20 protein-coding genes are annotated in these 20,051 nt (G+C 70.6%); 10 read left to right on the plus strand and 10 right to left on the minus strand.

Annotation, left to right across the window (positions count from 1 at the left end):
• Window positions 1–48 precede the first annotated feature (48 nt).
• Together ACH41F_RS36215 and ACH41F_RS36220 are read left to right on the plus strand one after the other, a co-directional pair.
• Complete coding sequence (locus tag ACH41F_RS36215; protein WP_398839334.1) at window positions 49–3,348, plus strand: S8 family serine peptidase; 3,300 nt, start codon at window positions 49–51, stop codon at window positions 3,346–3,348.
• A 78-nt stretch (window positions 3,349–3,426) separates the two neighbouring features.
• The gene (locus ACH41F_RS36220) at window positions 3,427–4,197 is read left to right on the plus strand and encodes a group II truncated hemoglobin (RefSeq protein ID WP_398839337.1); all 771 of its coding nucleotides are present in this window, start codon (window positions 3,427–3,429) and stop codon (window positions 4,195–4,197) included.
• 3 nt (window positions 4,198–4,200) lie between these two features.
• Here the strand turns inward: ACH41F_RS36220 and ACH41F_RS36225 are convergent, their stop codons facing one another.
• A complete protein-coding gene (locus ACH41F_RS36225) occupies window positions 4,201–5,121 on the minus strand; it encodes a helix-turn-helix transcriptional regulator (protein ID WP_398839339.1) in 921 nt (306 codons plus the stop codon).
• 169 nt (window positions 5,122–5,290) lie between these two features.
• Here ACH41F_RS36225 and ACH41F_RS36230 point away from each other — a divergent pair, with 169 nt between their 5' ends.
• Window positions 5,291–6,331 carry an alcohol dehydrogenase catalytic domain-containing protein gene (locus tag ACH41F_RS36230; RefSeq protein WP_391234838.1) on the plus strand — a complete coding sequence of 347 codons (1,041 nt, stop codon included), beginning with the start codon at window positions 5,291–5,293 and terminating at the stop codon, window positions 6,329–6,331.
• A 104-nt stretch (window positions 6,332–6,435) separates the two neighbouring features.
• Here the strand turns inward: ACH41F_RS36230 and ACH41F_RS36235 are convergent, their stop codons facing one another.
• Window positions 6,436–6,612 carry a hypothetical protein gene (locus tag ACH41F_RS36235; RefSeq protein ID WP_398839342.1) on the minus strand — a complete coding sequence of 59 codons (177 nt, stop codon included), beginning with the start codon at window positions 6,610–6,612 and terminating at the stop codon, window positions 6,436–6,438.
• A gap of 112 nt (window positions 6,613–6,724) precedes the next feature.
• Here ACH41F_RS36235 and ACH41F_RS36240 point away from each other — a divergent pair, with 112 nt between their 5' ends.
• On the plus strand, window positions 6,725–7,405 hold the full coding sequence (locus ACH41F_RS36240; RefSeq protein WP_398839344.1) for a hypothetical protein: 681 nt from the start codon (window positions 6,725–6,727) through the stop codon (window positions 7,403–7,405).
• A 484-nt stretch (window positions 7,406–7,889) separates the two neighbouring features.
• Here ACH41F_RS36240 and ACH41F_RS36245 read toward each other — a convergent pair whose 3' ends face one another.
• The 3 genes from ACH41F_RS36245 to ACH41F_RS36255 all read right to left on the minus strand — a co-directional run bounded on the left by ACH41F_RS36245 (window position 7,890) and on the right by ACH41F_RS36255 (window position 10,988).
• Entirely contained in the window at window positions 7,890–8,483 is a 594-nt protein-coding gene (locus ACH41F_RS36245) for a DUF4291 family protein (protein WP_391234840.1), read from the minus strand.
• 91 nt (window positions 8,484–8,574) lie between these two features.
• Window positions 8,575–9,693: an AI-2E family transporter gene (locus tag ACH41F_RS36250; RefSeq protein WP_391234842.1), complete on the minus strand. Its 1,119-nt coding sequence runs from the start codon at window positions 9,691–9,693 to the stop codon at window positions 8,575–8,577.
• Between the two features lie 176 nt (window positions 9,694–9,869).
• Complete coding sequence (locus ACH41F_RS36255) at window positions 9,870–10,988, minus strand: hypothetical protein (RefSeq protein WP_391234844.1); 1,119 nt, start codon at window positions 10,986–10,988, stop codon at window positions 9,870–9,872.
• Window positions 10,989–11,274: 286 nt separating this feature from the next.
• Here ACH41F_RS36255 and ACH41F_RS36260 point away from each other — a divergent pair, with 286 nt between their 5' ends.
• A complete protein-coding gene (locus tag ACH41F_RS36260) occupies window positions 11,275–12,429 on the plus strand; it encodes a cystathionine gamma-synthase (protein WP_398839347.1) in 1,155 nt (384 codons plus the stop codon).
• A 13-nt stretch (window positions 12,430–12,442) separates the two neighbouring features.
• Here the strand turns inward: ACH41F_RS36260 and ACH41F_RS36265 are convergent, their stop codons facing one another.
• The 3 genes from ACH41F_RS36265 to ACH41F_RS36275 all read right to left on the minus strand — a co-directional run bounded on the left by ACH41F_RS36265 (window position 12,443) and on the right by ACH41F_RS36275 (window position 14,077).
• Window positions 12,443–12,691: a hypothetical protein gene (locus tag ACH41F_RS36265; protein ID WP_391234848.1), complete on the minus strand. Its 249-nt coding sequence runs from the start codon at window positions 12,689–12,691 to the stop codon at window positions 12,443–12,445.
• 31 nt (window positions 12,692–12,722) lie between these two features.
• A complete protein-coding gene (locus ACH41F_RS36270; protein WP_391234850.1) occupies window positions 12,723–13,226 on the minus strand; it encodes a sigma factor-like helix-turn-helix DNA-binding protein in 504 nt (167 codons plus the stop codon).
• Between the two features lie 344 nt (window positions 13,227–13,570).
• Window positions 13,571–14,077 carry a MarR family transcriptional regulator gene (locus ACH41F_RS36275; protein ID WP_391234852.1) on the minus strand — a complete coding sequence of 169 codons (507 nt, stop codon included), beginning with the start codon at window positions 14,075–14,077 and terminating at the stop codon, window positions 13,571–13,573.
• A gap of 163 nt (window positions 14,078–14,240) precedes the next feature.
• On the opposite strand from ACH41F_RS36275, the gene ilvA reads away from it, so the two are divergent.
• The 3 genes from ilvA (at window position 14,241) to ACH41F_RS36290 (ending at window position 17,549) form a co-directional block, all read left to right on the plus strand.
• Window positions 14,241–15,479 carry a threonine ammonia-lyase gene (gene ilvA, locus ACH41F_RS36280; protein ID WP_391234854.1) on the plus strand — a complete coding sequence of 413 codons (1,239 nt, stop codon included), beginning with the start codon at window positions 14,241–14,243 and terminating at the stop codon, window positions 15,477–15,479.
• Window positions 15,480–15,687: 208 nt separating this feature from the next.
• Window positions 15,688–16,707, plus strand: coding sequence for an ATP-binding cassette domain-containing protein (locus ACH41F_RS36285; RefSeq protein WP_391234857.1), 1,020 nt, complete (start codon window positions 15,688–15,690; stop codon window positions 16,705–16,707).
• Window positions 16,704–17,549, plus strand: a complete 846-nt coding sequence (locus ACH41F_RS36290) for an ABC transporter permease (protein WP_391234859.1) — start codon at window positions 16,704–16,706, stop codon at window positions 17,547–17,549. Before ACH41F_RS36285 ends, ACH41F_RS36290 begins: the two co-directional genes overlap by 4 nt.
• Window positions 17,550–17,711: 162 nt before the next feature.
• Here ACH41F_RS36290 and greA read toward each other — a convergent pair whose 3' ends face one another.
• Both greA and ACH41F_RS36300 read right to left on the minus strand, forming a co-directional pair.
• Complete coding sequence (gene greA / locus ACH41F_RS36295) at window positions 17,712–18,212, minus strand: transcription elongation factor GreA (protein WP_391234861.1); 501 nt, start codon at window positions 18,210–18,212, stop codon at window positions 17,712–17,714.
• A 189-nt stretch (window positions 18,213–18,401) separates the two neighbouring features.
• Window positions 18,402–18,800, minus strand: coding sequence for a DUF4307 domain-containing protein (locus tag ACH41F_RS36300; RefSeq protein WP_391234863.1), 399 nt, complete (start codon window positions 18,798–18,800; stop codon window positions 18,402–18,404).
• A gap of 138 nt (window positions 18,801–18,938) precedes the next feature.
• On the opposite strand from ACH41F_RS36300, the gene mca reads away from it, so the two are divergent.
• Window positions 18,939–19,799, plus strand: coding sequence for a mycothiol conjugate amidase Mca (mca, locus tag ACH41F_RS36305; RefSeq protein WP_391234989.1), 861 nt, complete (start codon window positions 18,939–18,941; stop codon window positions 19,797–19,799).
• Window positions 19,792–20,043, plus strand: a complete 252-nt coding sequence (locus ACH41F_RS36310) for a hypothetical protein (protein WP_391234865.1) — start codon at window positions 19,792–19,794, stop codon at window positions 20,041–20,043. Before mca ends, ACH41F_RS36310 begins: the two co-directional genes overlap by 8 nt.
• Window positions 20,044–20,051 lie beyond the last annotated feature (8 nt).

Raw genomic sequence — 20,051 nt, forward strand, 5'->3', positions numbered from 1 at the left:
ACGGGGATTCGCCCGGACCTTCTGCAAGGGGGAGTCTTGCGCACACAAGTGAAAAGAGTTTGTGCTGCCACCGTGGCCACGGGAGCAGCGGTAGCCCTCGCGGCGGGCCTGACCAGCCCCGCGGCGGCACAGCCGGAGCAGCAGGCGGCCCAGTCCGCCGCCTCGCTGAAGGGCCACCATCGCATCACCCTGATCACGGGGGACCGGGTCGCCGTCGACGCCAAGGGCAACGTCGTCAGCGTGGAGCGGGCCAAGGGGCGGGAGCGCATACCCTTCCAGGTCCGCAAGGCCGACGGGCACACCCTGGTGACACCCGCCGACGCGGCCCGTCTGGTCGCCGCGGGCAAGCTGGACCAGCGGCTGTTCGACATCACCGAGCTCAACAAGTCCGCGACCCGCGCCTCCCAGGCCAAGGGCCTGAAGGTGATCGTCGGTTACCGGGGCGCGGCGGCCGCGGCGAAGGACGACGTCCGGGACGCGGGCACCCTCCGCGTGGCCCTGAAGTCGCTGAACGCCGACGCGGTGCAGACCTCCCACCAGAACGCGCCCGAGCTGTGGGACGCCGTCACCAACGGCGACAGGACGGCCGCCGGCATCGCGCACGTCTGGCTGGACGGGGTCCGCAAGGCCAGCCTCGACAAGTCGGTCCCGCAGATCGGCGCCCCCAAGGCGTGGGCCTCGGGCTACACCGGCAAGGGCGTCAAGATCGCCGTCCTGGACACCGGCGTCGACGCCACGCACCCGGACCTCAAGGACCAGGTGATCGAGGCCAAGAACTTCTCCGACGCCGCCGACACCACCGACCACTTCGGTCACGGCACGCACGTCGCGTCCATCGCGGCGGGCACCGGCGCCAAGTCCGGCGGCAAGTACAAGGGCGTGGCGCCGGACGCCAAGATCCTCAACGGCAAGGTCCTCGACGACTTCGGCTCCGGAGACGACTCCGGCATCGTCGCCGGTATGGAGTGGGCCGCCGCGCAGGGCGCCGACGTCGTCAACCTCAGCCTCGGCAGTCCGGACACCCCGGAGCTCGACCCGCTGGAGGCGGCGGTCAACAAGATCTCCGCCGAGAAGGGCGTGCTCTTCGCGATAGCGGCGGGCAACTCCGGTCCGGAGACGGTCGGTTCGCCGGGCAGCGCGGACGCCGCGCTCACCGTCGGCGCCGTCGACGACAAGGACAAGATGGCCCCCTGGTCCTCCGGCGGTCCCCGGATCGGTGACGGCGCCATCAAGCCGGACGTGACCGCGCCGGGCGTGGACATCACGGCGGCCTCGGCCAAGGGCAGCATCATCGAGCAGGACGTCGGCGAGAAGCCGGCCGGCTACCTGACCCTCTCGGGCACGTCGATGGCGGCCCCGCATGTCGCGGGCGCGGCGGCCATCCTCAAGCAGCGGCACCCGCAGTGGTCGTACTCCGAGCTCAAGGGCGCGCTGACCGCGTCCACCAAGGGCGGCAAGTACACGGCGTTCCAGCAGGGTTCGGGCCGGATCCAGGTCGACAAGGCCATCAAGCAGACCGTGATCGCCGACCCGGTTTCGGTGAGCTTCGGTACGCAGGCGTGGCCGCACACCGACGACAAGCCGGTCACGAAGAAGCTGACGTACCGCAACCTCGGCACCCAGGACGTCACGCTGAAGCTGTCGTCGAAGGCCACCAACCCCAAGGGCGCGGCGGCCCCGACGGGCTTCTTCAAGCTCGGCGCCACCACGGTGAAGGTACCGGCGGGCGGCACGGCCGCGGTCGACGTCCGCGTCAACACCAAGCTGGGCGGCACGGTCGACGGCGCGTACTCCGCGTACGTGACCGCGACGGGCGGCGGCCAGACGGTCCGTACGGCCGCGGCGGTCCAGCGTGAGGTGGAGTCGTACGACCTCACCGTCAAGCACATCGGCAAGGACGGCCTGCCGACGGCCGACTACAACACGATCCTCGCCGGCTACGCGGGCCTGGCCGCCGACCGCGGCTACCAGGTGACGATCGACGAGTCCGGCACCACCAAGATGCGGCTGCCCAAGGGCACCTACCTGCTGGACGCCTGGATCGCCGAGGACTGGGTGAACCTGGAGGGCGGTCTCGACTGGGTGGTCCAGCCGAAGCTGAGCCTCACCAGGAACAGCTCGGTGACGATCGACGCGCGTACCGCCAAGCCGGCCGACATCACGGTCCCGGACGCCGCGGCCACGCAGCGGTCGGCCATGATCAGCTACCTCTACGAGCCCGCGGGCCTCGGCATCGGGGTGGGGATGCCGTCCTTCGCCGACCTGCGGATGGCGCACCTCGGCCCGCAGGTCACGAGCGGTCTGATCCAGACCTGGAGCGGACAGTGGACCAAGGGTGACAACGCCGAGTACGACGTGGCCACCTCGGCGTCGGTCAAGAAGATCCAGGGCGCCAAGGTCCGCCACTTCAAGGCGTCCGAGCTCGCCACGGTGAAGAACAACCTCGGTGCCGCCGCGGCCGGCAAGACCGGTGCGGTCACCCCCTGGGGCTACTTCCCCAAGGACATCGTGATCGGCTCGCCGGTGGAGCAGAAGCTGCCGGGCACCCGCACGGTGTACCTCTCGACGTCCGACAAGATCCGCTGGGCGATCGACTTCGAGCAGTACAACGGCAAGGACCCGGAGGGCTTCCCGATCACGGAGGCCTTCTACACGGTGGGCGCCGCGCAGCTCTTCAAGGCGGGCCAGACGTACACGAAGACCTTCAACACCGCGGTCTTCGGCCCGCACCTGAACAAGACCTTCGGTGTCTTCCGTACGGGCAACAACCTCTTCGGCTACCTGCCGGTGTTCGCCGACGGGGCGGGGCACGCGGGCTCCTCCGACTTCACCTCGGTGAAGACGGAGCTGTACCGCAACGGCACCAAGGTGGGCTCCAACAAGGACCCGTTCTTCGGCGACGAGGCCTTCAAGGTCCCCGCGGCCGATGCCGAGTACAAGCTGACGACGTCCGTGAAGCGGAGCGTCAAGGTGGCGGCGGCCTCGACCCGGATCGACGCGAGCTTCACGTTCCGCTCGAAGAAGTCCTCCGCCGACATGGTCTCGCTGCCGGTCTCCACGGCCCGCTTCAACGCCAAGACGGGCCTCGACAGCCGTGTCACGGCCGGTCAGACGGTGAAGATCCCGGTCACCGTCGAGGGCGCGGCCAAGGGCTCCAACCTGAAGTCGTTGGCGGTGTACGTGTCGTACGACTACGGCCAGACCTGGAAGAAGGTCACGGTCTCGGGCGGCAAGATCACGGTGAAGAACCCGGAGAAGGGCAAGGGCATCTCCTTCCACGCGAAGATCGCCGACAAGAAGGGCAACAAGTCGACGGTCTCGATCTACAACGCGTACTACGGAAAGTAGTCCGCGGCCGTAGGCCATGAGCGAAAGTCCCGCCGGAGGGAGAGCTTCCGGCGGGACTTCCGTGTTTGTGTGGGGCGCATGACGGCTCACACAGTGGAGTACATCCGCTACCGCATCCCGGAAGACAGTTCGGCGGAGTTCCTCGCCGCCTACACGCGCGCCGCGACCCAGCTGGCCGCGGCCGAGAGCTGCGTGGACTACGAACTGGCGCGCTGCGAGGAGGACTTCTCGCACTTCGTGCTGCGGATCACCTGGACCTCCACGGAGGACCACCTGGAGGGCTTCCGCAAGTCCGACCGCTTCGCCGACTTCCTCGCCGAGATCCGCCCGTACACCGCCGACATCGAGGAGATGCGGCACTACAAGCCGACGACGGTACGCGGCTCCGGCGCGGCCGTGCCCACGCTGTACGCCTGGGCGGGCGGCGCGGAGGCCTTCGCGCGACTGACGTCGGTGTTCTACGACAAGGTCCGCAAGGACGACCTCCTCGCCCCGGTCTTCGCGGGGCTCGCCCCCGAGCACGCCGAGCACGTCGCCCTCTGGCTCGCGGAGGTTTTCGGCGGCCCGCCCGCGTACTCCGAGACCCAGGGCGGGCACGGCCACATGGTCGCCAAACACCTGGGCCGCGCCATCACCGAGCCGCAGCGCCGCCGCTGGGTCAACCTCATCCAGGACGCGGCGGACGAGGCGGGCCTGCCCACGGACGCGGAGTTCCGCTCGGCGTTCCTGGCATACGTGGAGTGGGGGACGCGGCTCGCCGTGCACTTCTCCGGCCCGGACGCCAAACCGCCCGCCGAGCAGCCGGTGCCGAAGTGGCAGTGGGGAGCGGCCCCGCCGTACCAGGGGTGAGGGTCAGGCCTGCGGGGCCGCCCAGTCCTGGCCCGCGCGGGTCGCGTCGGTGCCCCAGCTCGCCAGCAGGCGCAGGGCCTCCGCCGACGGGGACCCCGGCTCCGCGTGGTAGGTGATCAGCATCTGCTCGCTCTCGTCGGGGAGCCGGAAGGACTCGAAGTGGAGCGTGAGGTCGCCGACCAGGGGATGGTGCAGGCGCTTGACGCCGTACCCCTTCTCCTTGACGTCATGGGTGGCCCACAGCCGTCTGAACTCCTCGCTCTTGACGGAGAGTTCACCGACGAGGGCGGACAGCCGCGGGTCGTCGGGATGGCAGCCGGCGTCCATCCGCAGGAAGCTCACCATGTCCGTGGCCTTCTGGTCCCACTCCACGAACAGCTCGCGGTACTCGGGCCGCAGGAACACCAGCCGCGCCCAGTTCCGCTCCTGCGGCGGCAGCTGCGCCCAGTCGCCGAAGACCGCCGCGGCCATCCGGTTCCAGGCCAGGATGTCCGAGCGCCGGCCGGAGATGTAGGCGGGGCAGCCCTCCATCGTGTCCAGCAGCTGGAGCAGCGAACCGCGCACCTGCTGGGGCCGCCCGCCCGTCTTCCTCTTGAGCTGCTTCGGCTTGGCGAGGTGGGTGAGGTGGGCGTGCTCGGCGTCCGTCAGCCGCAGGGCGCGGGCGATGGCGTCCAGCACCTCCGCGGACACGTTCTGCCCGTTGCCCTGCTCCAGGCGCGTGTAGTACGCCACCGAGACGCCCGCCAGCTGCGCCAGCTCCTCGCGCCGCAACCCGGGCACCCGCCGGTGCCGGCCGAAGTCCGGCAGCCCGACGTCCTCGGGCTTCAGCCGGGCCCGCCGGGTACGCAGGAACTCGCTCAGCTCGGCCCGGCGGTCCAGTGCGGCACCGGTGGGCTCCGGTACGGGTTCGCGGCGTTCGTCCATGCCTCAAGTATTCACGGTCGTACGCCCACCATCCTGACCCCGCCAGTGGTAGGACCAGCGGGCGTACGAACAACCGTGGCCTGGGTGGATGCCCTCCGCTCCGGCACGCTGGGCGGCGCACCCGGTCAGAAGGCGGCCGGGTGCGAGACCACTGCTAGGAGAACCCGGCATGACCACCGTTGCTGCGTACGCCGCCCCCTCCGCCAAGGCTCCCCTGGAGCGCACCACCATCGAACGGCGGGCGGTCCGTGAGTTCGACGTCCTGATCGACATCAAGTTCGCCGGCATCTGCCACTCCGACATCCACCAGGCCCGCGAGGGCTGGGGCGAGGCCATCTTCCCGATGGTCCCCGGCCACGAGATCGCCGGTGTCGTCTCCGAGGTCGGCCCCGGTGTGACGAAGTTCCAGGTCGGCGACCGGGTGGGCGTCGGCTGCCTGGTCGACTCCTGCCGCGAGTGCGACAGCTGCAAGGCCGGCGAGGAGCAGTACTGCACCGGCGGCAACGTCGGCACCTACAACGCGATCGGCAAGGACGGCGAGCCCACCTACGGCGGCTACTCCGAGAAGGTCGTCGTGGACGAGAACTTCGTCGTCCGCATCCCCGAGGGCATCGCCCTCGACGAGGCCGCCCCGCTGCTGTGCGCCGGCATCACCCTGTACTCCCCGCTCAAGCACTGGAACGCCGGCCCCGGCAAGAAGGTCGCCATCGTCGGCCTGGGCGGCCTCGGCCACATGGGCGTCAAGATCGCCCACGCGCTCGGCGCCGAGGTCACCGTCCTGTCCCAGTCGCTGCGCAAGAAGGACGACGGCCTGAAGCTGGGCGCCGACCACTACTACGCCACCAGCGACCCGAAGACCTTCGAGGAGCTGGCCGGCACCTTCGACCTGATCGTCTCCACCGTCTCGGCGCCCATGGACTTCGGCGCCCTGCTCTCCCTGCTCCGGCGGGACGGCGCGCTGGTGAACGTCGGCGCCCCCGAGGAGCCGATCGCCCTCAACCTCTTCTCGGTGATCGGCGGCCGCAAGACCCTCGCCGGTTCCATGATCGGCGGCATCGCCGAGACCCAGGAGATGCTGGACTTCTGCGCGGAGCACCAGCTCGGCGCGGAGATCGAGTTGATCCGCGCGGACGAGATCAACGACGCCTACGAGCGGGTGCTGGCGAGCGACGTCCGCTACCGCTTCGTGATCGACACGGCGACGATCTGACGCCACGGCGCGCGTGACCGAGGGCCCCGGAGCGGCACTGCTCCGGGGCCCTCGCCTTGGCCCGGACGGGGCGGTTGTGCGGTGGCGTCTTGGGACGGGGGCGTTCAGCTGTGGCGGGGTGTGCGGGTGCGCCCGCGGGTCGGCTGCGGGGTGGTGGGCGTGACCTGGTCGTCGTCCTGCTGCTGGGGCGCGCCTGCTCGTACCCGCGCGCGTGGCGGCGGCGTCGGGCTGGACCCCGAGGGCGTCGGGTCGGCGAGGGGGTTGCGAGTGACCGTCTGCACGGCGCCCCGGTCTACGCTGCTGCCCACGCCCTGGGGAAGGGGCGACGGGTGAGGGGCGGGGATGGCGATGGTTCGGCGGCCACGTACGGGTGCTTGTCCTGCGGTCGCGGTTGTGGTGGCGCTCCTGTCGACGCTCACCGCGTGCGGGGGCGGGGGCGGGGAGGACTCCGCGTCGGAGGCGCGCGGCACCGTGCGCGGCAAGCCGTTGAGCGCGGCCGGGCTCGAGCAGGCAGTGGTCACGGAGACGGACCTCGCCGGATACGAGATCAACAAGACGGTGACCGCCACCGGGGCGTCACGGCGTACGGCCGAACCCGCCGCCTGCGCCCCGGTCGTACAGGCACTGGGCGGCAGCAGCGGCCTCGCGGCCGTCGCGCGAGCCGGGCGGATCATCGCCCTGAAGAAGGACAGTGCGACCGGCGCCACCATGGTCCTGTCGTCCCACGGCGGCCAGAACGCCGCCCAGGTGATCGAGTCCCTCCGCACGGCCGCCGAGGAATGCGGGACCTTCGAGGACGTGTCGGTGGGCTTCCGCTACGACGACGTCGAGGTGCGGCCCGATCCCGGCTACGGCGACGACTCCGTCTCCCTGCGCCTCACCCAGCTCGCGGCGCTGGACGAGGACGAGGAGCCCGTCCGCGTCCCCTTCGCGGTGCTGGCCGTGCGGAAGGGGGCGACGGTGGCCCTGTTCTGCGAGTTCAACCGCCCTGGCGCGACGGGGGAGGCGGACCCGGCCGTCGTACCGCCGGCGATCGTCGAGGCGCAGCTGAAGAAGCTGACGACGCCCGGGTGAGGGGCGGGCGCCGCTACAGCGCCACGAGGAACGCGCGGACCTCGGTGGCGGGTGATCGGCGTCCAGGTCCACCCTCCTGGTGGCGGGGCGGCGTTCCACCCTCACGTCGGCCTGCTCGACCGGGATGACGCCCCTGGTGCCGCGGATCAGCAGGGCAGGACAGCCGCCGACGGTCCGGTCGACCCAGTGGTCACCGGGCGCCAGGTCCTCCGAGCGGTACATGTCCTGCGGGGGAAGGGCAACCGCCGGCCGCCGCCCGGGGATTCACGCAGCCGCTCGGAGAAGTACGGCGCGCTGGGCCCCAAGCCCCGCACGAGTGCCTCGCGGGTCGGGGCCTCGTACGGCAGGCCCAGCAGGAAGCCAAAGGGGTTCGCCCGTCGAGCCCGAGCGCGGCGGCCTTCTCGACGTTCATCAGCGCGCTGACGCGCTCGGCGTTGATCGCGCCCACGGCGAGGGTGCCCCGGTACGGCGAGGGCGCGCCGGCTCAGCCGCACAGATGCGCGAGCGTCTCCTCCTCGATCGGGTACCGGCGTTCCTGGGGCAGCAGTCGGGTGGCGGAGGCCAGGTCGCCCGCCTGGACGTGGGCCCGGATCTCATGGGCGAGTGGAGTCACCTCGCGGATGCCGACCACCCACTCGTCGGCGTAGCGTCGTGCCGCCTCGCCGGAGAGGCCGAGTTGCAGAGACCGGTGGGGCAGGGGCCGCAGGTGCAGATCCCGCTCCGGATCCCACTGCACACGACTGGGCGCCCGCCTCAACTCCCGCTGCCAGGCGGCCCGATCGGGGTGCACGCCGGGGTCGTAGTGCGACAGGCACGCGTGTCGCAACGCCCACTCGAAGCCGTCGCGCCGGATGTCGACCGCGAGAACGGTCTCCTGCCCCTCCTTGTCCCCCCAGCCGCACCGGTACATCATCCAGAGGAACGAGGGCTTGATCCATGTCATCCGGTCGCGCTTCCACGTGGACGGGAAACGCCCTGCCCGTGCGGCGGGCCCGCCGATTCCCGGGGTGTACGCCTGGTAGACGGTGATCGTGGAGTCGGTGAAGGTCGCGCGGATCTCGCGCTGCGGTCGTTCCATGGCGTACAGCGTGAGGCCGGGCCCGCGGGCACGGCCACCGGTTTTCGCACGCCGTCCAGCTCACCGGAGGGAACTGTGACGACAGGGCCTGCTAGGCCGACGGGACCGGGGCGCCGTCGTCGGACCCTTCGGACCCCGGGCCCTCGGTCGGTTCGCTGAGCTGCTCCCGTATGTAGTCCCAGACCACCGCGATCACCGCGACGACCGGGACCGCGAGCAGGCTGCCGACGATGCCGGACAGGCTGCCGCCCAGCGTCACGGCCAGCAGGATCACGGCCGCGTGGAGACCGAGCCCGCGGCTCTGGATCATGGGCTGGAAGACGTTGCCCTCGAGTTGCTGCACCACCAGGATGATGGCCAGCGCGATCAGCGCGTCCATGAGGCCGTTGGAGACCAGTGCGATCAGCACGGCGACGAATCCGGCGAACAGGGCACCGACGATCGGCACGAACGCCGAGACGAAGGTCAGCACCGCCAGCGGCAGCACCAGGGGCACCCCGAGGATCCACAGGCCGAGGCCGATCAGGACCGCGTCGAGCAGACCGACAGCCGCCTGGGACCGCACGAACGCACCCAATGTGTCCCAGCCGCGCGCCGCCACGGTCGGGACGTCGGTGGCGAGGCGACCGGGCAACTGGCGGGCGAGCCACGGCAGGAACCGCGGCCCGTCCTTGAGGAAGAAGAACATCAGGAACAGCGCCAGGACGGCGGTGACCAGTCCGTTCAGCACGGTGCTCACTCCCGTGACGACGGCGCCGGCCATGCTGCCGAGACCGTCCTGCGCGCGGGAGACGGCCGAGTCGAAGGCCTTGTTGATCTGGGCGTCGTCGATGTTCAGCGGCGGCCCGGCGGCCCACTCCCGCAGCTCCTGCACGCCCTTGAACACACCGTCGCTCAGTTCCCCCGACTGGGACGCCACCGGCACCGCGATCAGCGCCACGACCCCCAGGGTGACCAGCAGGAACAGCACCGTGACCACCGACGCGGCCAAGGCGGGCTTCCATCCGCGGCGGCGCAGGAACCGGGTCGGCGGCCAGGTCAGTGTCGTCAGCAACAGCCCGACCACCAGGGGCCAGACGACCGACCACGTCCGGCCGAGGAGCCACAGCGCCACCGCGAGCATCAGCAGGACGAGCAGCAACTCCCCGGACACCCGCGCCGATGTGCGGAGCGCGGCCCGGACCCTCGTGGAACTCAACGTGGCAGTCACGGAAGCACCCTATGGGCACTCCGGGCACATCCACACCGCAACCGACAGCTTGTACGAACACCGAGACGCGACCGCGGCCGGGCCCGGGTGACCGTGGTCGGGGCCGGCGCCCGGCACAGCGCGCCCGCGCCGCACCACATTCCGTCGAGCGCGCAGGTCCCGCCTCGCCGTGCCGGTCAGTGCGGCAGCGTCGCCGGGCTGCCGCCGTTCGCCTCGTAGCCCGCGACCGCCAGCGCCCGGTAGACCGCGAACTCGCCCGCCGGGTCGGCGGACAGGGTCCACGGCAGGGCGCCGACATGGCCGTCGATGTGGACGAGCTGGCTCATGGCCTCCTTCCAGCGCTCGGCGCGGACGAGGAAGAAGACCAGCATGTGCCGGACGTGCGCGAGCATCGGGTCGTCCGCGCGGGCCGAGTGCACGGCGTGCAGCGCGCCGTGGATCGCCTTGGTGACGACCTCGCTCTGGTAGAAGCCGCTGACCAGGTTCAGCTCGGGCAGGTGCTCGAAGACCGAGAAGAGGGGCATGGCCGCGAGGAGGGAACCGCGGGGCGCGCGGGCGGCGGCCGCCTCCGTGAAGGAGGTCGCCAGCTCACGCGAGCCGTGCCACTTCTCGCACCAGTAGTGCAGCGCCGCCAGATGCGCGCCCATGTGCGCCGGGGCGCGGTCGAGGATCTTCAGCCACAGCTGCTCGAACTCCTCGCGCGAGTACGTGAGGCCGCGGGCCACCGACAGCTCCACGATGTACGGGACCGGGTCACCGGGGGCCAGCAGCGCCGCCTCGCCGCACGCCGCTCTCGCCTCCTCCATGATGATCCGGAACGAGTCCGTGCCGGGCGTGGCCGTGCGCCACGCCTGCTGCACCAGGAACTCCGCGTGCACCGCCGCGCCGCCCGCGTCCTTGGGCTGCTCGGCCCGCCACACCCGCAGCCACTGGCCGCCCGGCGACTCGCTCACCCCTCCCGGCCGCTGCGCCAGCTCCAGCGAGGCCGCGCCCGCGAAGGCCTGCACCCGCTGCCAGCGCAGCTCGCCGTCCGCCTCGGTGCCGGCCAGCAGCTGGGAGGCCGCCCGGTAGTCCTGTGTGCGCTGCACCAGGTCCAGGACGTCCAGCAGGTCCTGGTCGGGGCCGGGCATGCGGACGTCCAGCTCCTCCTGGCGTACGAAGCCGTAGTCCGCGGGGTCCGCGGCGTCCGGGTGGCCCGGCGGGACCTGCTCGATCATGCCCCGCCTGCGCCGCAGGACCGGCAGCAGCACGAAGCCGAGCATGACCATCGCCATCAGGACCCAGAGAATTTCCATGGCTCAAGCGTTCCAGACGCCGCCGACAATTGGCCAACCCGGTCCCCGGGCTGTGGAAAACTTCCGCTCCCGCCTCCGAGGAGCCTGTGGAGAACCTCCCTCCCGCCCCCGGAGCGCCTGCGGGAGACTTCCTCCTCCCGCCCCCGGGCGCCTGCGGGAGGCTCCCCCTTCCCGCCTCCGGACGCCTGCGGGAGGCTCCCCTCACCTGGCTCCGGACGCCTCGGAGAACCCCGCTCGGGCTTCGCCGTACGACACACCCCCCGCGAGCGGACTACGCTCGGTCCCCATGAGCGACAGGCACATCAGTCAGCACTTCGAGACGCTCGCCATCCACGCGGGCAACACGGCGGACCCCCTCACCGGTGCGGTCGTCCCGCCGATCTACCAGGTCTCGACGTACAAGCAGGACGGCGTCGGCGGTCTGCGGGGCGGCTACGAGTACAGCCGCAGCGCCAACCCCACCCGCACCGCCCTCGAGGAGAACCTCGCCGCCCTGGAGGGCGGCCGACGAGGTCTCGCGTTCGCGTCCGGACTGGCGGCCGAGGACTGCCTGTTGCGTACGCTGCTCAGCCCCGGTGACCACGTGGTCATCCCCAACGACGCGTACGGCGGCACCTTCCGGCTCTTCGCCAAGGTCGTCGCCCGGTGGGGCGTGGAGTGGTCGGTCGCCGACACCAGCGACCCCGCCGCCGTACGCGCCGCCATCACCCCGAAGACCAAGGCCGTGTGGGTGGAGACCCCCTCCAACCCGCTGCTCGGCATCACCGACATCGCCGCCGTCGCCCAGGTCGCCCGGGACGCGGGCGCGAAGCTCGTCGTCGACAACACCTTCGCCACGCCGTACCTTCAGCAGCCGCTGTCGCTCGGCGCCGACGTGGTGGTGCACTCGCTGACCAAGTACATGGGCGGTCACTCGGACGTCGTCGGCGGCGCGCTGATCACCGCTGACGAGGCGCTCGGCGAGGAACTGGCGTACCACCAGAACGCGATGGGCGCGGTCGCCGGGCCCTTCGACTCCTGGCTGGTGCTGCGCGGCACCAAGACGCTGTCGGTGCGGATGGACCGGCACAGCGAGAACGCCACGAAGATCGCCGACATGCTGACCCGGCACGCGCGCGTGACGCACGTGCTGTACCCGGGCCTGGAGGACCACCCCGGCCACGAGGTCGCCGCCAAGCAGATGCGGTCCTTCGGCGGCATGGTCTCCTTCCGGGTGCAGGGCGGCGAGGAGGCGGCCGTCGAGGTCTGCAACCGCGCCAAGGTGTTCACCCTCGGCGAGTCCCTGGGCGGTGTGGAGTCCCTGATCGAGCACCCCGGCCGGATGACGCACGCGTCCGTGGCCGGCTCGGCGCTGGAGGTCCCCGCCGACCTCGTACGCCTGTCGGTGGGCATCGAGAACGTCGACGACCTCCTGGAGGACCTCCAGCAGGCCCTGGGCTAGCCCTTCGGCCGGTTCACCAGCCGGTCAGCGGTGGAGTCGTCGTCGACGGCGGCTCCACCCAGGGGCGGGCCAGCACCGCCCACACCACGAACGCGACACTCGCCGCGAACAGCACGGACCACATCAGCAGCAGCGCCGCCCGCCGGCGCCGCAGCACGCGACTGCCCCGGCGTACGGCTTCGAGATGAAGCTCCGGCGGCACCGGCGGCGACACCTGGTCCATGATGCGGCGTACGGCGGCCTCGCGTTCCGGCCGGTTCATGGCCGCTCCCTCCCCGTACGCCTTCCGGCGCTCATGACGCCGCCACCTTCGCGCCCCGCACCGCCGGCGCGGGCCCCCGTGGCGGATGCAGCAGGGTCGCCGTCGCCCGGTCGCAGATGGTCCGGACGCGTTCCGTGGCGAGGCCGAGGAGGGCCGCCGTCTGCTCCTCGGCGACGCCTTCGTACAGGCGCAGGACGAGGACGAGGCGTTCCTGCGGGGCCAGCGCGGCCAGCGGGCTGGCCGGGTGGGGGCGGGCGCCGCCCAGACCGCCGTACTGGTGCCAGGCGCCGCGCGCGAATCGGGAGGCCAGGTACTGGCGGGCTCGGTCGTAGGGGTCCTCGCCGCGCAGTCGCTCCCAGTACGCGTACGTGTGGGCGAGCGCCAGCGTCAGCAGCCGCCGCGCGCGCGGGTTGTCGTGCGGGGCCTCCGCCGTCAGCAGCGTCGCGGTGTGCAGCAGCCGCCCCCCGGCACCCGCGACGAACGCCTCGAACTCCCGGGCCCGGCGGGCGTCCTGGGACGCAAGCCGTCGACGCACCACGCCTCCCGCCTGAGGGCGACCTGTGAGGAAACGGGCCCCGCGCCGCGTACGGGATACGGAACCGTGTGCGAGTTGAGGACCCGGTCTCATATGAGGCCAGGGGTGGCCTTTCGGTCAAGAGCCGCGCACGCCTCCGTCGTCTGGAGCCGGGCACCTCTCCGTCGCCAAGGGCCGCGCACGCCCCCGTTGTCTGGAGCGGCGCACGCCCCGGTCGCCAAGTGCCGCGCACCCGCCCGTCGTCCGGAGCCGCGTACGTCCCCGTCGCCGAGTGCCGCGTACGTCCCCGTCCAGCGCCGCACCCCTCGGGAACGCGCGCGCCGCGCCACGCGGAGTCCGGGGCCTCAGGAGGCCGACGGCGGCTCCGCGCCCGGCAGGCCCTGCGCCGCCATCCGGGAGGACAGGGCGGTGTTGAAGCGCGTGAGGAGCGTGCAGAACGCCTCGCGCTCCCCAGGCGCCCAGTCATGAGTCAGCTCGGCCATCAACTGCCGCCGCGAAGAGCGCACTTCCTCCAGTCGCGACAGCCCGCGCGGGGACAGCTGGAGCACCACCGCGCGGCCGTCCTCCGGGTGCGAGGTGCGCTTGACGAGCCCGGTGTCCACGAGCGGAGCCACCTGCCGGGTGACCGTCGACGAGTCGATGCCCATGCTCGCGGCGAGCGCCTTGACGCCCATCGGGCCTTCCTTGTCGAGCCGGTTGAGCAGCAGGTATGCGGCGCGGTCCATGGAGTTGCGCACCTGCCCGACCCCGCCGAGCCGGGTCTGTTCGGCACGACGGGCGAAGACCGCCACCTCGTGCTGGAGCGTGTCGAGGAGACCGGTGTCACCGACGGTCGTCATGTCCATCGACATTTCAGGTGTTGTGGGCATGGCCGGGGGCTCACTTCAGATAAGGGGTGCTGGGTTGGGGGACAGGGTACGCGGCCGGAAGGCAGGCCGTACCGACGCTGTGCAAACCGGTCTCGGAGGTTGGTCACAGCGGCCGCTTGCGCCTGTGAACTGCGATGCTTGTGTCATGAGCTACGGCACGGCTGACTCCTTGCACTCCCTGCGGTCCGTCACCCTCGACGACGTGCGCGGCGCCCAGAAGATGCTCACGGGGGTGGCGCGCACGACCGCGATGGAGGGCAGCCGGCACCTGTCCCAGCTGGTGGGCGCCCCGGTGCACTTCAAGTGCGAGAACCTCCAGCGCACCGGCTCGTTCAAGCTGCGCGGCGCCTACGTGCGGATCGCCGGGTTGCTCCCCGAGGAGCGGGCCGCCGGGGTCGTCGCCGCGAGCGCCGGCAACCACGCGCAGGGGGTCGCGCTGGCGTCGTCCCTGCTCGGCGTGCGGTCCACGGTGTTCATGCCGCAGGGCGCCCCGCTGCCGAAGATCAGCGCCACCCGGGAGTACGGCGCGGAGGTCCGGCTGCACGGGCAGGTGGTCGACGAGACGCTGGCCGCGGCGCAGGAGTACGCGGAGCGGACCGGCGCGGTGTTCATCCACCCCTTCGACCACCCGGACATCATCGCCGGTCAGGGCACGGTCGGCCTGGAGATCCTGGAGCAGTGCCCGGAGGTGCGCACGATCGTCCTGGGCATCGGCGGCGGCGGTCTGGCGGCCGGGGTCGCGGTCGCGGTGAAGTCGTTGCGGCCCGATGTGCGGATCGTCGGGGTCCAGGCGGCGGGCGCTGCCGCGTACCCGCCCTCGTTGGCGGCCGGGCGCCCGGTGACGATCGAGAACCCGGCGACGGTGGCCGACGGCATGAAGGTCGGCCGTCCCGGCGACGTCCCGTTCGAAATCATCGGCGAACTGGTCGACGACGTGCGTACGGTGACCGAGGACGAGCTGTCCGCCGCGCTGCTGCTGAGTCTGGAGCGGGCCAAGCTGGTCGTCGAACCCGCCGGGGCGAGCCCGGTCGCGGCGCTGCTCAGCGACCCGGGCGCCTTCGAGGGGCCGGTCGTGGCGGTGCTGTCCGGCGGCAATGTCGACCCGGTGCTCCTGCAACGCGTGCTGCGGCACGGAATGTCGGCGCAGGGCCGCTATCTCGCGGTGCGGCTCCGGCTGACGGACCGGCCGGGCGCCCTGGCCACGCTCCTCGGGGTGTTGTCAGTGATGGACGCTAACGTCCTCGATGTGAGTCACGTACGGACCGACCCACGGCTCGGGCTCACGGAGGCGGAGGTGGAGCTGCACCTGGAGATGAAGGGTCCGGAGCACTGCGCCGAGGTCGGCCAGGCCCTGCGGAACGCGGGCTACACGATCATCGACTGAGCCGCCGGGGCGCCGAACTCCCAGCTCAGCAGCTTCTTCCTCACTCGTTCGAGTAATTCCGTTGAGAGACGCGATACATCGCGTTATGGTGTGTCTCGTAGTGGCCCATGGCCACTGCTCCGCCCTCGCCAGGCGGTATAAAACGCTCAAATCTAGGCTTTGCGAAGAATCCAGATGTCGAAGAATCCCCGATGACGTGGAGACTCATATGCCAGGCGCCATCTATGCCGAAGGCCTGGTGAAGACCTTCGGTGACGTAAGGGCTCTGGACGGCGTCGACCTCGACGTGCCGGAGGGCACCGTCCTGGGCCTGCTCGGGCCGAACGGCGCGGGCAAGACGACGACCGTCCGCTGCCTGACGACCCTGCTGCGCCCCGACAGCGGCAAGGCGGTCGTCGCCGGCCTCGACGTGCTCAAGCAACCCAACGAGGTGCGGCGCTCGATCGGCCTGTCCGGCCAGTTCGCCGCGGTCGACGAATATCTGACCGGCCGTGAGAACCTCCAGATGGTCGGCCAGCTCTACCAGATGAAGGCCAAGGCCGCGAAGGTCCGGGCCGGCGAACTGCTCGACCAGTTCCACCTCGCGGACGCCGCCGACCGTCCCGCGAAGACCTACTCCGGAGGCATGCGCCGCCGCCTCGACCTCGCGGCGGCCCTGGTCGTCTCCCCGCCCGTGATGTTCATGGACGAACCCACGACCGGCCTCGACCCCCGCAACCGCCAGCAGCTGTGGGAGGTCATCAAACAGCTCGTCTCCGGCGGTACGACCCTGCTGCTCACCACGCAGTACCTGGAAGAGGCCGACCACCTCGCGCACGACATCGCGGTCGTCGACCACGGCCGTGTCATCGCCCGCGGCACCTCCGACCAGCTCAAGGCCCGCACCGGCGGCGAGCGCGTCGAGGTCGTGGTGCACGAGCGCGAGCACATCCCGACCGCCCGGGAGGTCCTCGCCGGCTTCGGCAAGGGCGACACCACCGTCGAGGAGCACACCCGCAAGCTCACCGTGCCCGTCACCGGCGGCGCGAAGCTCCTCGCCGAGGTCATCCGCGAACTGGACGTACGGGGCATCGAGATCGACGACATCGGCCTGCGCCGCCCCACCCTCGACGACGTCTTCATCTCCCTGACCGGCCACCACGCCGAGATCCAGGCGGAGGAGAACGGCGTGGACGGCACCGCCAAGGCCGCCAAGGACCGCCGCCAGAAGAAGGAGGCCGGCAAGTGAGCGCCGTCACCGACGCGGTACGGGTCACGCCCGCCGCGAACCCGGTCAGCCAGTCGATCCGAGACTCGCTGGTCGTCGCCAAGCGCAACCTGATCAGGATGTCCCGGATCCCCGAGATGGTCATCTTCGGGCTCATTCAGCCGATCATGTTCGTGGTGCTGTTCAGCTATGTGTTCGGCGGCTCCATGAACATCGGCGGCACCACGGAACCCTCGGTCTACCGCGAGTTCCTGATGGCCGGCATCTTCGCGCAGACCGTCACCTTCGCCACCGCGGGCGCGGGTGCCGGTATCGCCGACGACATGCACAAGGGGCTCATCGACCGCTTCCGCTCGCTGCCCATGGCGCGGGGCGCGGTGCTGACCGGGCGGACCCTCGCCGACCTGGTGCAGACGGCGCTCACGCTGTTCGTGCTGGCGATGGTGGCCCTGCTCGTCGGCTGGCGCACCCACACCACCATCGGTGAGGTGCTCGGCGCCTTCGGCCTGCTGCTTCTGCTGGGGTATGCCTTCACCTGGGTCGGCGCGCTCATCGGGCTCTCCGTGCGGACACCGGAGGCGGCGACCTCGGGTGGACTGATCTGGCTCTTCCCGGTCACCTTCGTCTCGAACGCGTTCGTGGACTCCAGCCAGATGACCCCATGGCTGCGCCATGTCGCCGACTGGAACCCCTTCAGCGCCACGGTCCAGGCCTGCCGGGTGCTCTTCGGCAACCCCGGGGTGTCGACCTCGGACGCCTGGCCCATGCAGCACCCGGTATGGGCGTCACTGATCTGGTCGGTCCTGATCATCGTCGTCTTCAGAACGCTGGCGGTGCGCAAGTACCGCTCGGCCTCGGCCTGAGAAGACACGGCGCGGCATGACGAAACCCCCGGCGTCGGGAGGACGCCGGGGGCCTGTCGGGGCAATGCGGGGTGCGCCGGTCGGCGGCCGGCCGATCCCGGGCTTGACAGCCGGTCGCTGTCCGGCGCGCGGATCAGACGAAGTGGCTGCCGGGCAGGCGGGTCAGCCGCTGTACGGCTCGGCCTTGAGGATCGTCACGGAGGCCTTCTTGCCGTTCGGCAGCTCGTACTCCGCGTCCTCGCCGACCTTGTGACCGATCACGCCGGAGCCCAGCGGGGACTGCGGCGAGTAGGTCTCGATCTCGGTGCTGGCGTATTCGCGCGAGGCCAGCAGGAAGGTCATGGTGTCGTCCTCATCGCCGTCGAAGGCGATCGTCACGACCATGCCGGGCGCCACCGTGCCGTCGGCGGACACCGGAGCCTCACCAACCTTGGCCTTCTCCAGGAGCTGGGTCAGCTGGCGGATGCGGAGCTCCTGCTTGCCCTGCTCTTCCTTGGCCGCGTGGTACCCGCCGTTCTCGCGCAGGTCGCCCTCCTCGCGCGCGGCCGCGATCTTCGCGGTGACTTCCTCGCGCGCGGGACCAGACAGGTACGCCAGCTCTTCCTTGAGCTTGGTGTACGCCTCCTGCGTAAGCCAGGTGACGTCTTCGCTGGTCTGGGTCACAGGTGCTCCTCGTAGGTACTGGGAATACAAAGCATCGCCCTACCCAGAAGAATGTTCCTTCACGGAAGGGCGAAACCACGAGCCTAACAATTCAGCGGCCCAAGGGGGAGGACATAAGCCATCAGAATCACTCAACGCAGGTCAGCGAGTACGTAAAGCAGACTAGGCCGGTCGGGGCGTCGGCCGCTCTCAGTCGGCGTGGCAGCCGAGCAGCTGCGCCGTCGTGCCCGGTGACGTCGTACGCAGCGTGACGACCTTGTCGATGCGGGTGGCGTCCCCGTCGAAACGGAAGTCCGCCCGGCCGACCTCGGCGCCGCTCGCCGCCTGGGAGCGCACCGTGCAGTAGCCGCTCGCGCCGGAGTCCTTGCGGACCTCCAGATGCACCTTCACGGCGTCTCGCTCCACGTCGAAGGAGATCACCTCGGCACTGATCTTGTTCTGGCCGACGTAGTGATAGGCGAAATACCCGATCAAAGCCAGCAGCAGCGCACCCAGAACGGCACCGGCGATCTTGAGCTTGTGGTCGGCGCGCTCGTCCGAGGAGCGGCCGTAACGGCCCTCGGGCGGTCGCGTGCTCGCCGTACTCATGATCGTCCTCTCGGCAGGATGCCGGCCCCGGAATTATTCGCCCCCCGATTCGGTCACTATAGGAGTGCCGATCGCCCCGGTTCACACCAGGGGCGCCGACTTACCGAGGATTGAGTCTTGACTGACCAGCTGCGACTGATGGCCGTGCACGCCCACCCCGACGACGAGTCGAGCAAGGGCGCGGCCACCATGGCGAAGTACGTGTCCGAGGGGGTGGACGTGCTGGTCGTGACCTGCACGGGCGGAGAGCGCGGCTCCATCCTCAATCCGAAGCTTCAGGGCGACACGTACATCGAGGAGCACATCCACGAGGTACGCAAGAAGGAGATGGACGAGGCCCGCGAGATCCTCGGCGTCAAGCAGGAGTGGCTCGGCTTCGTCGACTCCGGCCTGCCCGAGGGCGACCCGCTGCCCCCGCTCCCGGAGGGCTGCTTCGCCCTGGAGGACGTCGACAAGGCGGCCGGTGAGCTGGTCAGGAAGATCCGCTCGTTCCGCCCGCAGGTGATCACCACCTACGACGAGAACGGCGGCTACCCGCACCCCGACCACATCATGACCCACAAGATCTCCATGGTGGCGTTCGAGGGCGCGGCGGACACCGAGAAGTACCCCGAGGGCGAGTTCGGCCCGGCGTACCAGCCGCAGAAGCTCTACTACAACCAGGGCTTCAACCGGCAGCGCACCGAGGCGCTGCACCACGCCATGCTGGACCGGGGCCTGGAGTCGCCGTACGGGGAGTGGCTCAAGCGCTGGAGCGAGATCGAGCGCACCGAGCGCACCCTGACGACGCACATCCCGTGCGCCGACTTCTACGAGATCCGCGACAAGGCCCTGATCGCGCACGCCACGCAGATCGACCCCGACGGCGGCTGGTTCAAGGTCCCGATGGAGATCCAGAAGGAGGTCTGGCCGACGGAGGAGTACGAGCTCGCCAAGTCCCTCGTCGATACCTCCCTCCCCGAGGACGACCTCTTCGCGGGCATCCGGGACAATGCCTGACATGAGCGCAAGCGTGAGCCTGGCAATGACCCACTTCGCGACCTTCGCCAAGGAGGTCGACGAGGACAAGGTCACCCCCGGCGTCCTCGGCTTCATCGTCTTCGCGGCGATGGCCCTGGCCGTGTGGGCCCTGATGAAGTCGATGAGCAAGCACATGGGCAAGGTCGACTTCCAGGAGTCCCCGAACCCCGAGGCCGGGTCCGAGGAGTCCTCCGCCGAGACCGGGGCCGGCCGCCGCAGCTGACGCCCCCG

The sequence above is a fragment of the Streptomyces sp. NPDC020489 genome, from assembly GCF_044386545.1.
GTDB lineage: Bacteria > Actinomycetota > Actinomycetes > Streptomycetales > Streptomycetaceae > Streptomyces.